At 66.8% G+C, this 14,341-nt stretch carries 10 protein-coding genes and 1 riboswitch; of the genes, 6 read left to right on the top strand and 4 right to left on the bottom strand.

All coding sequences use genetic code 11. The annotated features are described in order from the left end of the window. Positions 1 to 12 precede the first annotated feature (12 nt). Positions 13 to 1,245, bottom strand: a complete 1,233-nt coding sequence (cbiE, locus tag FQ705_RS14195; protein WP_144141946.1) for a precorrin-6y C5,15-methyltransferase (decarboxylating) subunit CbiE — start codon at positions 1,243 to 1,245, stop codon at positions 13 to 15. 84 nt (positions 1,246 to 1,329) lie between these two features. Next, a riboswitch (cobalamin riboswitch) is annotated at positions 1,330 to 1,509 on the top strand. Between the two features lie 82 nt (positions 1,510 to 1,591). On the opposite strand from cbiE, the gene cobG reads away from it, so the two are divergent. Genes cobG through cobJ form a run of 4 tightly spaced genes read left to right on the top strand, consistent with a single transcriptional unit; the run spans position 1,592 to position 6,010 of the window. Beyond that, positions 1,592 to 2,959 (top strand): precorrin-3B synthase, encoded by a 1,368-nt coding sequence (gene cobG / locus FQ705_RS14190; RefSeq protein WP_313955672.1) that lies wholly within the window; start codon positions 1,592 to 1,594, stop codon positions 2,957 to 2,959. Further along, positions 2,952 to 3,578: a precorrin-8X methylmutase gene (locus FQ705_RS14185; protein ID WP_144141942.1), complete on the top strand. Its 627-nt coding sequence runs from the start codon at positions 2,952 to 2,954 to the stop codon at positions 3,576 to 3,578. The genes cobG and FQ705_RS14185 overlap by 8 nt, the downstream gene beginning before the upstream one ends. After that, on the top strand, positions 3,579 to 4,310 hold the full coding sequence (locus FQ705_RS14180; protein ID WP_144141939.1) for a precorrin-2 C(20)-methyltransferase: 732 nt from the start codon (positions 3,579 to 3,581) through the stop codon (positions 4,308 to 4,310). It abuts the gene before it with no gap. After that, positions 4,298 to 6,010: a precorrin-3B C(17)-methyltransferase gene (gene cobJ / locus FQ705_RS14175; RefSeq protein WP_144141937.1), complete on the top strand. Its 1,713-nt coding sequence runs from the start codon at positions 4,298 to 4,300 to the stop codon at positions 6,008 to 6,010. The genes FQ705_RS14180 and cobJ overlap by 13 nt, the downstream gene beginning before the upstream one ends. A gap of 28 nt (positions 6,011 to 6,038) precedes the next feature. Here cobJ and FQ705_RS14170 read toward each other — a convergent pair whose 3' ends face one another. The 3 genes from FQ705_RS14170 to FQ705_RS14160 are packed head-to-tail and all read right to left on the bottom strand — an operon-like array spanning position 6,039 to position 10,661. After that, entirely contained in the window at positions 6,039 to 6,863 is an 825-nt protein-coding gene (locus tag FQ705_RS14170) for an alpha/beta hydrolase (protein WP_144141934.1), read from the bottom strand. Between the two features lie 34 nt (positions 6,864 to 6,897). Then, positions 6,898 to 9,522 (bottom strand): AAA family ATPase, encoded by a 2,625-nt coding sequence (locus FQ705_RS14165; protein ID WP_144141931.1) that lies wholly within the window; start codon positions 9,520 to 9,522, stop codon positions 6,898 to 6,900. Next, on the bottom strand, positions 9,519 to 10,661 hold the full coding sequence (locus FQ705_RS14160) for an exonuclease SbcCD subunit D (protein ID WP_144141928.1): 1,143 nt from the start codon (positions 10,659 to 10,661) through the stop codon (positions 9,519 to 9,521). Before FQ705_RS14160 ends, FQ705_RS14165 begins: the two co-directional genes overlap by 4 nt. Positions 10,662 to 10,901: 240 nt before the next feature. Between FQ705_RS14160 and FQ705_RS14155 the strand changes: the two genes are divergently transcribed. Both FQ705_RS14155 and FQ705_RS14150 read left to right on the top strand, forming a co-directional pair. Beyond that, complete coding sequence (locus FQ705_RS14155; protein WP_144141925.1) at positions 10,902 to 12,182, top strand: DUF445 domain-containing protein; 1,281 nt, start codon at positions 10,902 to 10,904, stop codon at positions 12,180 to 12,182. A gap of 180 nt (positions 12,183 to 12,362) precedes the next feature. Further along, complete coding sequence (locus tag FQ705_RS14150) at positions 12,363 to 14,321, top strand: AI-2E family transporter (protein ID WP_144141923.1); 1,959 nt, start codon at positions 12,363 to 12,365, stop codon at positions 14,319 to 14,321. The last annotated feature ends 20 nt before the right edge of the window (positions 14,322 to 14,341 follow it).

Raw genomic sequence — 14,341 nt, 5'->3', positions numbered from 1 at the left:
GTGTCGCTCCGTTCAAATTGCGTCGATGCGCGAAATTGCAGGCGTCGCTTTCGTCGCCTCCAGCATCGTGATCGGCAACGCCTGGCGCCACGTATCGAAAGCGCCGAGCGGTTGCGCATCGGCGAGCGCGATACGGGTCAGCGTGCCGCCATGCTCGGCGCGCCAGGCGGTCAGCGCCGTTTCGCCTTGCAAAGTGACCGCGTTGGCGACCAGCCGTCCGCCTTCGCGCAGACTCGCCCAGCAAGCCTGCAGGACACCCGGCACCGTCACGCCGCCGCCGATGAAGACGGCATCCGGCGTCGGCAATCCGTCGAGCGCGTCCGGCGCGCGACCGGCCACCAGTTGCAGACCCGGCACGCCCAACGCATCGCGATTGTGTTCGATGAAACGTTGCCGCTCGCCGTGCCCTTCGATCGCAATCGCGCGGCAAGTCGGATGCGCGCGCATCCATTCGATGCCGATCGACCCGCTGCCCGCGCCCACGTCCCACAACAACTCGCCGGGTGTCGGCGCAAGGCGCGCGAGTGTGATGGCGCGCACGTCGCGCTTGGTCAACTGGCCGTCGTGGCGGAAGGCGTCGTCGGGCAGGCCGCAGGTGAGCGGCAAACGTGGCGCGCCCGCCGTTGCGCGGCACGCCAGCGCGATCAGATTCAGGGCCGCCACCTCGCCTGCCGCCCATTGATCCGCGCGGCCGTCGATGCGCCGCTCCCGTTCGCCGCCGAGATGCTCCAGCACGGTCATGCGGGTCGCGCCGAAACCGCGCGCGTTCAGCAACTCCGCGAGCGCCGCGGGCGTACGCCCGTCCGCGCTCAGCACGAACAGACGCGCGCCGTCGTGCAAATGCGCGTTGAGCGTCGGCAACGGCCGGCCGACCAGCGACACCGTGGCGATATCCTGCACCGGCCAGCCCAGCCGCGCGGCAGCCAGCGACACCGACGACGGCGCCGGCAGCACCAGCATCTCGCCGGCCGGCAACTGCCGCGCAAGCGTCGCGCCGACGCCGAACAGCATCGGGTCGCCGCTTGCAAGCACGCACACCTTGCTGCCGCGTTCGGTCAGCAGAGGCGCGAGATCGAACGGCCGTGGCCAGGCCGCACGGCGCGCGGCGAGACGCGGGGGCAGCCTCGCCAGATGACGCTCGCCGCCGTAGATCACCGACGCCTCCAGCAAGGCACGTCGCGCGGGCCGTCCCAAACCGGCGAAGCCATCGTCGCCTATGCCCACCACGGTCAACCACGCCGGCATGCATCCATCCTTATTTTGTGTCTTCAAATCATGCGCTGTGCCACGCCGGTCAAAGCGTCCAGCCTCGTTGTGCTGTTCGAAAAAAGGCATAATACAGCCGCCGGTGCCCTTCGGGGCCGAAGAGGGAACACAGTGCGACTGTGGCTGCCCCCGCAACTGTATGCAGCGAGTCCGCCCGCGCTGCGCGCCACTGGTTCGACCGGGAAGGCCGCGACGGACCATGACCTGCCAGCCAGGAGACCTGCCGGCAAGACTGTTCGTGCCAGCCAACATCGGGCGGGGTGTACCGATGCCGCAGCAAAGGCCGCCTTGCGGCTTGCTCGGGCCGTCGCGCGACGCTCAACCGGTGTCCGTCTTGACTCAAGCTTTACCTTCCATCGTTTTGCCCCATGCGGCCGCGGCGCCGCGGCCCTCGGCATGTCCGGGGCTGCTGCGCATCGTCGCCGCGCGCGACGGCGGCATCTGCCGGATCAAGCTGGCGGGCGGCGAACTGAGCGCGGCGCAAGCTTCGACGGTCGCCTACGCGAGCGAGCGATACGCGGCAGGGGTGATCGAGTTGACCAACCGCGCCAATCTGCAGCTACGCGGCATTCGCGCCGGGCATGAGACGGCGCTGATCCAGGCCCTGGTCGATGTGGGGCTTGGACCGGAAACGCCAACGCTCGCAGCAGACGACGTGCGCAACGTCATGATCAGTCCCGTGGCCGGTCGCGACTCGTCCGCGCTGTTCGATACACGGCCCCTGTGTGCGGAGTTGCTGACGTTATTGCAAAGCGATGCGCGTTTCGCTGCGCTGTCGCCGAAATTCGCGTTGTTGCTGGACGGCGGCGAACGTCTCGCGCGGCTCGATCATCCGCATGATGTCTGGCTGGCGGCGTCATCGGATCGTGACGGCATGCGGTTCGTGTCCGGATTGGCGGGAGGTCCGTCGACGGGCGCGCTGGCTGCCGTGCTGCCCGCGCAGGTCACTGCACTCGTGCGCGCGATCCTGTACACGTTCCTCGATCTCGCCGCCGCCGACGCCACACGCATGCGCCACCTGTTGGCCGACTATTCCGCCGACGCGCTGCTGCAGCACGCCCAAACCTACGTCGATTTCCCGCTCGCGCGAGACGCATCGCTGGCCGACTGGCAGCGCGGCACGCACGCCGACGCCCGCCTTCGACTCGGCGCACACGCGCAGCATATCGCCGGCACGCAGTACGTGGGTGGCCAGCCGCCCCTCGGCCGCCTCGACGCCACTACCTTGCGCGACCTCGCCACGCTTGCGCGGCGATCCGGCAACGGCACCCTGCATTTGACACCGTGGCAAAGCGTACTGCTCCCCGACATCCCCGACGAGGCCGTGCCCGCCGTGCTCGAAGGATTGAACACGGCAGGCCTCGCCTGCGATCCCGCTGAGGCCATCACCCGCCTGATCGCCTGCACCGGTTCGCAAGGCTGCGCCAAGGGCCTCGCCGACACCAAGGCCGACGCGCTCGAACTGGCGACCCGCCTGCCCGCCGATGTCGACGTTCATCTGAGCGGCTGCTCACGCTCGTGCGCCGCCGCCCATTGCGCGCCCTATACGCTACTGGCCTCGGCGCCCGGCACCTACGACCTTTATCGACGCGATGGCCAGCCCGGTTTCGGCCAATGCGTCGCGCACCAACTGACGATCGGTCAGGCTGCCGAAATGCTCGCGCGCCTGCCCCGGAGTAACAACGATGCTTGATTACATTCGCGACGGTCAAGAGATCTACCGCCAATCCTTCGCGACGATCCGTGCGGAGGCCGACTTGTCGCGCATCCCCGCCGACCTCGAAAAACTCGCGGTGCGCGTGATCCACGCGTGCGGCATGGTCGACGTGGTCGACGATCTGCAGTTTTCCGCCGCTGCGGGCGCGGCAGGACGCACGGCACTCGCGCAAGGCGCGCCGATTCTGTGCGACGCCGGCATGGTCGCGCAAGGCATCACGCGCGCGCGGCTGCCCGCCGCCAACGAAGTGATCTGCACGCTCACCCATCCCGACGTGCCGACGCTGGCTCGCGAACTCGGCAATACGCGCTCGGCTGCGGCACTTGAATTGTGGCGTGCGCAACTGGCGGGCAGCGTCGTCGTGATCGGCAATGCACCGACGGCCCTCTTCCATCTGCTCGATATGCTCGACGCCGGCGCGCCGAAGCCCGCCTTGATACTCGGCTTTCCAGTGGGCTTTGTCGGCGCGGCCGAATCGAAAGCGATGCTCGCAGACAATAGCCGCGGCGTGCCTTACGTGGTGGTGAACGGCCGTCGCGGCGGCAGCGCGATGGCGGCCGCCGCCGTCAATGCGCTCGCAACGGAGATCGAATAAATGGCGCAGCAAGGACGGTTGTTCGGGCTTGGCGTCGGCCCCGGCGATCCGGAACTCATCACGCTGAAAGCGTTGCGTCTGCTGAAGGCGGCACACGTGGTCGCGTACTTCGTCGCGAAGGGTAAGAAAGGCAACGCGTTCAGTATTATCGAAGCGCATCTGCACGACGCGCAGCGGCACTTGCCGCTCGTGTATCCCGTGACCACGGAGGCGCTGGAACCGCCGTTGTCGTATGAAGCGATCATCGCCGACTTTTACGACACGGCGGCGGAAGTCGTGGCTGCCCATCTCGAAGAAGGCCGCGACGTCGCCGTGATCTGCGAAGGCGATCCGTTCTTCTACGGCTCGTACATGTATCTGCACGACCGGCTCGCGGCTCGCTACGAGAGCGAAGTCGTGCCCGGCGTGTGCTCCATGCTGGGTGGCGCGGCCGTGCTCGGCTCGCCGCTGGTGTATCGCAATCAGAGTCTGTCGGTGCTCTCCGGCGTGCTGCCGGAAGAAGATTTGCGCCGCCGTCTCGCGGATGCCGACGCCGCCGTCGTGATGAAACTCGGCCGCAACTTCGACAAGGTGCGGCGCGTGCTCGGCGAACTCGGTCTCGCGGATCGCGCGTTGTACGTCGAGCGCGCGACGATGGGCAATCAACGCATCGTGCCGCTCGCCGACGTCGATCCGATGGCGTCGCCCTATTTCTCGCTGCTGGTCGTGCCGGGGGAAAAATGGCAAGGATGACGACGACGCCCGCCATCGTGATTCTCGGTGCGGGCGCGCTGGACACCGCGCGGCGCATCCAGCTGCTCTACGCGGCGAGTCAGGTGCATGCGCTGCGTGGACGCGTGGAGGCCGACGTTGCGTACACCGACCTGAGCACGCATCTGCGCGAACTGTATGCGAGCGGCACGCCGATCGTCGCCTTGTGCGCGGCCGGTATCGTGATCCGTTGCCTCGCGCCGCTGTTGGCCAACAAAGGCGTCGAGCCGCCCGTGCTGGCGGTCGCCGAAGACGGCAGCGCAGTCGTGCCGTTACTCGGCGGACTGGCCGGTGTCAACGTGATGGCGCGCGAGATGGCGGCGGCGCTCGGCGTATCGCCCGCGATCACCACCAGCGGCGAGTTGCGCTTCGGCACTTGCGTGCTGAATCCGCCCGAGGGCTATGCGCTCGCGGATATCGGCCAGGGCAAGCGCTTCGTGTCCGATCTGCTGAGCGGCGAGAGCACGCGCGTCGAAGGTCAAGCGCCCTGGCTCGACGACGCACAGTTGCCGCGCTCGGCATCCGCGCGTCTGGCGATTCGCGTGACGCCGCGCGCATGGAATGGCCGTGAAGATGAGTTGGTGATTCATCCCCGTAGCGTGGTGGCCGCGGTGACGGATACAGACGACGGCGCTACGATCGCCGCCCACGTGCAGGCCGCATTGGATCGACACGGTCTCGCCACGCTTTCGTTGGCGGCCTTGCTTGCTTCGTCCGGACGAATGGCGGACGCGGCGCTCGCGCAAGCCGCTGCGAGCCTGAACGTACCGCTGCGCTTTGCACAGACCGTTGCAGAAGATGGTGCTCCGCCAGCCGGTTTGCTACATGCCGCACTGCGCATCCCGTACGAGACGCTGCACGACGACGCCCACGCGGGCGTCGCCCTCGCCTTGACACCGCTCGCCGTGGATGCGGACACGATCGGCCGTGCGCGCGGGCGCCTGACCGTGATCGGGCTGGGCCCCGGCAGCGCCGAGTTGATGGTGCCCGCAGCGCGCAAGGCGCTGACCGACGCCACCGACATTCTCGGCTACGAAACCTACGTGAAAATGGCCGGCCCATTGCGCGCGGATCAGCGCGTGCACGGCACGGACAATCGCGAGGAACTGCAACGCGCACGGCATGCGTTCGAACTGGCGAGTACGGGACGCTCGGTGGTGATGGTGTCGTCCGGCGATCCTGGCGTGTTCGCGATGGCCGCCGCCGTGCTCGAGGCGCTGGAAGACGCGCAAGACCCCGCGTGGGCCGCCGTGGAACTGGTGATCGTACCGGGCGTCTCGGCGGCCATGGCCACCGCTGCGCAAGCCGGCGCGCCGCTGGGCCACGACTTCTGCATGCTGTCGCTATCCGACAACCTGAAGCCGTGGACGATCATCGAAAAACGCCTGCGCCATGCCGCGGAAGCAGACCTGGTGATGGCTTTCTACAACCCGATTTCGCGCGCGCGGCCGTGGCAACTCGATAAGGCGCTGGATATCGTGCGGGAGTTTCGCGCGCCCACCACCCAGGTGGTGCTGGGGCGCGACATCGGCAGACCGGGCGGCACGCTGCGTACGGTCACGCTGGGCGAACTGCGCTCGGCGGATGTGGATATGCGCACGATGGTGATCGTGGGCTCGTCGACCACGCGCAAATTCGTCAACGGCGCGCCGTGGGTTTATACGCCACGCTGGTACGGGTAACGCGCTTTCATCCGCACCCGCGCATGCGTCAGACGGCCATGGCGTCGAGCAGCGCCCGCATCTGCACACCGTCGGGCAGCGCGAGGTCGTCCAGGATCGTGAAGTGATTGCAGCCGGGCAGCGGGACGAATTCAACGCGCTCGCCCGCCTGCCGACATGCCGTTGCGTATTCTTCCGAATGCCGGACCAGTTCCGCCAATTCCGCCGTACCGACGCTGATCGTCATCGGCACGCCGTGGCCGATGTGACGCATCGGGCTATACGCGTCGATCTCTTCGGGCGTGAGTTGCAGTTTGTCGTTGAGCCACGACATCGCGATCGGTTCGAGATCGACCAGCGCGCTGATCGGCATGGCATGCACGACCGACTCGTGTGCCCGATATAACGCACTCAGTTGGCCGCCCGCCGAGTGTCCCGCAAGACAGATCGGACCACGCGTGCCGAGTCCTTCCCGATCCTCCGCCAGCGCCGTCAACAGCGCGCCGATCTCGCCGACGATTCCGGTCATCGATGCCTCGGGCGCCAGCGTGTACTCGGCGAGCACCACGTTAAAGCCGCAACCGAGCGGTCCGCTCGCGACGAACGCGAAATCTTCCTTGCTACGCGCCTGCCAGTAACCGCCGTGGATGAACACGAAAACCGGCGCGTCTGGCCGGCCGCAAGGCAGCCAGTCGAAACGCTGACGCGGCTGCGGTCCATATTGCACGTCGCGCCGGCACGTTGTCGCCGAATACAGCGCTGCGCTGCGCGCCTGGAAGCCGAGCATGCGCGCGGCCACGTCCGCGACGGCGGCCACATTGTCGTAAGCGGCACGCAGCGCCGTTTGATCCATGCCTCGGTAAAGCTCGCTCATGACGTCCCGTCCCCGGAATGATTGAATGCCGTGCTCAGGCTGCCACCTTCAGATCGTCGATGGCGCGCTGTCTCACGCCGAGATCGTCCCACAACTCAGGATGGCACGTGAACACCAGAATCTGATGCCGCGTGGCCGCGTCCAGCAACGCACGCTTGATGGCGTCGCGGCGCGCGGCGTCGGTATGGACGGCGGCGTCGTCGAGCATGAGCAAAGTGGGACGGCCTGAGGCCTTCAGCAGGTCCGCGTACGCGAGCCGCGTCAGAATGCCGAGCTGTTCGCGCGTGCCGAAACTCAACGCGTCGAGCGTGTCCGCGCGACCAAAGCGGTCCAGCGTGGCGGGACTCAGATCGTCGCCGAGCGCAATGGTCGATTGCGGGAAAATCCGCTTCAGGTAGTGGCCGAGCCGCTCGGTCAACGGCGCGCGCAATTGCGCAACCGCCGCGTCGCGTTCGTCGACCAGCACTTCGTCGAGCAGACTCAGCGCGCTTGCCCGCAGGCTGAGTTCGTCTTTACGACGCGTGGCCTGTTCGAGCTTCGCTTCCACCGTGGCGAGACGTTCGCCCAGCCCCGACGCGCCCACCGTTTCCAGCTGGCTGCGCAACTGCGCGATCCGCACCTGACGCTCATGCTGTTCGCTGCGCGCAAGCTCCGCCGACGCGCGATAACGCTTCGCCTCGGCGGCGGGATCGTCCAGACGCACCGCCTGCAATTCACGCTCGCGCGCGTCGTGCTGCTTTCTCAACGCTTCCAGTTGCACGCGCTGCTCGACGAGCTTCGTCTGCCACTGCGCACGATTACGGCGGAACGTTTCGTCATCGAGTTGCGCTTCCTTACGTTGCAGTTGCGCCGCGAGCGATTCGGCGGTGGCGACACCGGTCGATCGTTTTTCACCGGCATGCGTCAGGACTTTTCGTGCCGCGTCGAGCGCATCGCGAGCGATGTCGGCGTTGCGGCGCGCTTCGTCGAGCGGCAGGGCGGCGGACACGTCGGGCAGATTCGCGAGCCGGTCGTTGAAAGTCTGCAGGCGCGCCGTCGCCGACGCCGATGCGGCGCGTAGCGCGTCGATTCCCTTGGGCGCATGCACATCGAGAATTTTCGCCTGGCTTTTCTGCTGCGCGACCAGGGCTTGCCATTGCTCGCGCCTCGACTCGGCTACGGCAAGCGAAGCGACGCCGAGCGCCTGCAGCAACTGCCCATGCTGAGCTTCGAGAGAAGCGAGTTCGGACAGCCGGGCGGGCAGATCGGAGACACCGGGAATCACGCGCAATTCGCCAAGATCGCCGAGACCGATCCGCTTCTCTTCGTCGAGGCGCAACACGCCCTCGCCGCTCACCGGTGCATCGCCCACGGTGATCGTGCTGGTCAGCCGATATTCGATACGCGTCATCGCCGCTTCGGTGCGCGCGCGCAGCACGGTCAACTCGCTTTCGAGCAAGGCAAGGCGCCTGAGTTTCGCCTCGTCGACTTCGAGCCCGGCTGCGGCACGCGCGGCTTCCAGCACTGCGTCGTTCGCCTGGGCAGCCGCGGCAATCGCCGTGTCGAGCCGTGCGCACTCGTCGCGATGGAAACCGATCTGGCTGCGCAAATCGGCCGCGGTCACGGCGGCGTTCGCCAGTTCGAGTGCGCGGCCGGCCGCAGCCGCCGCCTGTTCGAATTGCGTCACACTCGACGCCGCCTGAGCGTGCTCGCTCTGCGCGGCCGCGACCTCGGCGCGAGCCGCGTCGAGTTGCTGGCGCTCCCGCGCGACGGCCGCTTCCAGTTCGGTCGCGCCATGTTCCTGCTGCAGCGACAGCGCGAGACCCGCTTCGCTGACCTGCACCGATTGCGCAAGCCCTTGCAGACTACGTTCGAGTTCCGCGGCGGCATCGGCGCGTTGCTGCGCAAGCAAGGCCTTCTGCTCGTGAAGCTCCCACGGACGCTTGCGCTGGGTGTCGTCGAAGCTCTCTTGCTGCGTGGCCAGACGCGCGATGTTCTCCTCGAACTGCTGGCGCTGTTGTTGCAGTTCGTCGCGCTCCGCGCTCAGCGCGAGCAGGGTCTGCTCGGCCTCGGCAAGCGGCCCGGTGGACTTCTGCGTGCGCGCGGTGAGCAATTGACGAAGCTCGCGCTGCACGGCGGCGATCAATGCATCCTCGCCGGCCGATTCGCTGCTGCCCGAAAGTTGCGATAAGGCATCGCGCAGATACTGCGCCGCGTGTCCGGTGGAGTCGCGCACGTCCTGCGTGCCGCCTTGCTGCACCCACAGGAGACCTGGCACGCCCGCGTTTTCGGCCTTCAGCGGCCCGCGTGCGGCGCGCGAAAAACCGAGCAATGCGGCGAGCCTGTCTTCAGCTTCGTCTTCACCGAACACGTTCTGGCCGATCTTCAGCTCACAGCGCTGGCGCGTGACGAACTGCTTCGACAAACGGCAGGCGGCGCCGTCCAGTTCGAAGTTCACTTCAACCGAGGGCTGTCCGCTCGCCTTGCCCCACGGCAACAGATCCTTCAGATGCGAAGCCTTGTAGCGTTCCAGAAACACCGCGCGCACGGCTTCCGCAATCGTGCTCTTGCCGGCCTCGTTCGGCCCGACAAAGAGATTGAGGCCGGGCTGCAGATCGTCGATCACGAGCCGTCCGCTGAACTGTTTGAATTCCTGAATCGCGATACTGTTCAGTTTCATGCGGACCTCGCTTCGCGCGGCAATTCACGTTGAAAACGCGCCAGCAGCAGCAAGGCCTCGGCCGCGCGCTTGATCTGTTGCGGATCGGACTGCGGGTCTTCCTGCAGGCCGCGCAAGCGCGCCACTACCTTGGCCAGATAGCCGCTTTGCGCGCCGAGTTCGGCGAGATCGTCGGCGGTGGGCAGCACCTGCAGGGCGCTCAGATCGACGCGCAGCGCCCGTACCCGCGCGCGGGTTTCTTCGACGGCCACGTGGATCGCCTCGGCATCCGCGAGCGCCGTCGTGCCGCTCACGGCGACCCGCAGCACGTCGTGGCCGCCCAACGCGGCGAGACGCGCCTTGAGCGCATCCACGTCGCTCGACACCGAGATCGTTTCGTCCCAGCGATGCCATTGATATTGACCGACCCGCACCGGTTCGACCACCGGCACGGCGCCCGGCTCACTCAGCGTGACATCGAGCATGAAACCGGGATCGTTGGCGCGAAAGCGGTCCTGCTCATGCGTGCCCGCATACCAGATGCGTTCGTCGACGCGCAGATGGCCGTGCCAGTCGCCGAGCGCGAGATAGTCGAGCCGCGCGCTCGCGGCGCGCGTCGGCGCAATCGGGTTCGACGAATCGATGCCTTCCTGCAGGATGCCGCTCACGCTGCCGTGCGCGAGCCCGACGCGGTGATAGCCGGCCGGCGTCTGCGTGGTATCGAAGAAGCCGGTGGTGTCGTCGTAGGTGATGCGTTGCGTGAGCGGCGCGCACAGCAACGCGCAGCGGCAGTCGTCCAGCAGCACGACGCCCGCTTCCAGCACCAGCCGCACATTTGGCGCGACGCAGTTGAGCCGCTGTGCGCGGGTCCACACGCTCTCGACCAGCGCGGCGTCGTGGTTGCCCGGCAGCATGATCCACGGGCCGGAGAATGCCTGCAATGCGCCGAACAAACGGCGGATCACCGTGTCCGAAACGGTTTGCAGATCGAATACATCGCCCGCGACCAGCACGGCGTCGACCTTGCGCGCCGCCGCTTCGGCCGCGATCCGGCGCACGGTTTCGAAACGCGCTTGCGCGAGATGCGCGGCTTCGTCCGGCTCGAACTGGCCGAATTGCGTGCCGATCTGCCAGTCCGCGGTGTGCAGAAACCTGATCACTGTGCCTCCATTCCGTTCAATTGCCTTTTCACCTGACGCCCGCACGGGCCTTCACCCCGACGCAGGACCCCGCAGTCTAACCGTAGATGTTACCGCGCCCACGCGACCAGCCGCGTCGCCTCCACCTCGCCCATGAGTCTCGCGAGCGGCGCTACACTCGCGTGTCTGAACGCGCGCGTCGAGCGCACCGCGTTGCTCCGCGCATTTCCCTATCGACCTGGACCCGCCGCCCCACCGCCGATGACCAAAGCAATCGAACTGAAGAAGGCCAAACGCACGCCCTTACTGCTTCTGCTCGCCGCCGCATGCGTGTTCGTGGTGACGGCCTTCATGCCGCGCGGCCTATGGGTCGACGGCATCAAGGCGGTGGCCGAGGCTGCGATGGTCGGCGCACTGGCCGACTGGTTCGCGGTCGCCGCCCTGTTTCGTCGCGTGCCGATTCCCGTGGTTTCCGCGCATACCGCGATCATCCCGAGGAACAAGCACAAGATCGCCGACAACCTGGCCGTCTTCGTGCAGGACAAGTTTCTCGACGTGCCTTCGCTGGTCGGCCTGATCCAGAAGCACGATCCGGCGCGCAGCATCACCGGCTGGCTGAGCGAGCCCGCCAACAGCGCGCGCCTGGGCGACTACGTCGTCAAACTCACCAGCGGGATTCTCGAACTCACCGACGACGTGCGCATCCACGTTTTCATCAAGGACGCCTTGCGCGACGTGCTGACCAAAGTCGATCTCTCGCAATCGATGGGCGCGATTCTCGACACGCTCACCAAAGACGACCGCCACCAGGAACTGCTCGATGCCGGCATCGAACAGGTGGTGGCGCTGCTTGCGCAACCGCAGGCGCGCGAGTTTATCGCGGAACGGATCGTCGATTGGGTGAAGAGCGAGTATCCGAAGATGGAGAAGATGCTGCCCTCGGCCTGGCTCGGCGAGAAAGGCGCCGAAGCGATCGCCAACGCGGTGAACCGGATGCTCGAACAGATCAGCGAGAACCCGGCGCATCAGTGGCGCCAGAAGTTCGACGAGGCGGCGCAGAAGCTGATCGTCAAGCTCAAGACCGATCCCGCGTTCCTGCAAAAGGGCGAGGACCTCAAGCGCTATCTGGTGGAGGGCGAAGCGTTCAGTGCTTACGTAAAAGACATGTGGGGCGAATTGCGCGGCTGGCTCAGGCGCGATCTGGAAAGCCGCGACTCGGCGCTGCATGCGCGCGTGATGGCGATGGGCCAATGGGTGGGCCGCGAACTCGCGCACGATCCCGCGCTGCGGCAATCGCTGAACGACCATCTGGAAGACGCGGCGCGCGCCATGGCACCGGATTTCGCGCGCTTTTTGACGCGTCATATCAGCGATACCGTGAAGAATTGGGATGCGCGCGAGATGTCGCGGCAGATCGAGCTGAACATCGGTAAGGATCTGCAATACATCCGCATCAACGGCACGATCGTCGGCGGCTTTATCGGGCTGTTGCTGTATGCGTGCTCGCAATTGTTCGAGGTATTGCGGCTGCACATGGGCTAGACGGTGCACGATACGAATGGTGCGTGGCGCGGCAAAGCGCCTACAATCCGGGCATAGCTATTGCTGGGGCGTTTTGACGCGACGCCAACGTGCCTTTCGCGCGCCCCTGCTGCCCTGCCCTGGAAGACAGCGTGCCTCGCTGAGCCCCTCGCCGGGCACCTTCAATCGGAACGTGTGCTCATGAAAATATCATTACCGCCGCCTGGGCGGCCGAACCGCGTCTACCCGCCCGGTACGCCCAGTCTGCACGGACTCGCTTCGGTCATCACCGGCGTCGTGGTGGTGTGCGGGCTTTACTTCGGGCGCGCGGTGCTGATCCCGATCACGCTCTCGGTGCTGCTCAGCTTCCTGCTCGCCCCGCTCGTGCAGATGCTGCGCCGCCTGCACATGGGACAACTGCCGTCGATCTTCATCGCCGTGCTGTTCGCGCTCGCCACCCTGCTCGCGGCCGGTGCGCTGATCACGGCGCAACTGGTGCAACTGGCGGGCGATCTGCCGCAATACCAGGTGGCGATCGAGCAGAAGATCGAGACCGTGCAGGAGAAGACCGTCGGCCGCGCCGACTCGCTGATGAGCCGCGCCGCAGCCACCCTGCAGCGGGTCGCGCCGTCCAAACCGGCACCGCCGCGTCTCACCGGACGCGCCGCGCGCAATGCGCCGCCCGTGCCGACGCCAGTCGAAGTGCACGAACCCTCGCCCACGCCGATGCAGCTCGCGCAGCGCGCGCTCTCGCCCGCCATCGCACCGATCGAGACGACCTTCATCGTGCTGGTCGTGACGATTTTCATCCTGTTGCAACGCGAGGACTTGCGCGATCGTTTGATCAGCCTGTTCGGCTCGCGCGATCTGCACCGCACCACTACGGCGATCAACGACGCCGCCGGGCGCCTGAGCCGCTATTTCGTCGCGCAACTCGGCGTGAATCTCAGCGCGGGCGGCACCATCGCGATCGGGCTCGCCATCATCGGCGTGCCGGGTGCGTTGCTGTTCGGCGTGGTTGCCGCGCTGTTGCGTTTCGTGCCGTACATCGGCATCTGGATTGCGGCGATCCTCGCGGTGTTTCTCGCCGCCGCGATTCAGCCGCAGTGGACCATGGCGGTCTATACGCTGATCCTGTTCATCGTCGTCGATGTGGTGGCCGGGCAGATCGCCGAGCCGCTGCTGTATGGCCATCGCTCGGGGCTCTCGCCGCTCGCGGTGGTGGTCGCGGCGATTTTCTGGAGCTGGCTGTGGGGGCCGATCGGCCTCGTGTTGTCCACACCGCTCACGTTATGCGTCGTCACATTGGGGCGTTACGCCGACCGCCTCAACTTCCTGACCGTGCTGCTGGGCGATCAGCCCGCGCTCACGCCTGCGCAGAACTTCTACCAGCGCCTGCTTGCCGACGATCCGCACGAGGCCATCGTGCAGGCCGAGCGCCTGCTGCGCGAGATGTCGCTGATCGACTACTACGACAGGGTCGCGCTCGAAGGCCTCAAGCTGGCGCGCAACGACGCGATGCGCGGCGTCCTGATGCCGGACCAGTTGCAACGGATCAACGACGCGCTGGTGGACATCGTCGAAAACCTGGAGATCGCGGACGGTCTGCCGGATCGCCTCACGCGCACCGATGCCGCCGATACGGCCGGCGCGCTGCTCGCCGCCAGTTCGGCGGACCTGTCGGAGCGGCACGACAGCCATCTCGCGGCGCACCCGCAATTGCGCCCGTCCACGGAGAAAATCTCCGTGCTGTGCGTACCCGGACGCGGCTCGTTCGACGAAGTGACCACGGCCATCGCCTTACAACTGCTCGGCCGCCACGGGCTCGCGCCGATGATGGCCACCCACTCGGGCTACCGCAGCGCACGCGCCGACGAACCGAGCTTCAAGGACGCGCCGATCATCTGCATCGTCTCGCTCGACGCGCCGGAGTCGCCGCCTTATCTGCGCAACATGCTGCGCCGCACGCGCGAATGGCGGCCGCGCGCGACGCTGGTGGTGGGCGTCGGCGTCGCCAGCGCGCTCGAAGGCGGTCTCGAAGCGGGCGCGACGGGCGCCTCGCATGCAGCGCCGACCTTCCGCGCGATGATCGAAGAATGCCAGGTGGCCGCGAGCGTGCAGCACGTCCGGCACGCCTCGCATACCACCGGCGCGGACTGAGTTCCACCGCGCCGAATCTG

This window comes from Paraburkholderia sp. BCC1884, from assembly GCF_900996225.1.
Classification (GTDB): Bacteria; Pseudomonadota; Gammaproteobacteria; order Burkholderiales; family Burkholderiaceae; genus Paraburkholderia.
Note: the sequence above shows the minus strand (reverse complement) of the source record. Positions and strands in the feature narration are given on the sequence as shown.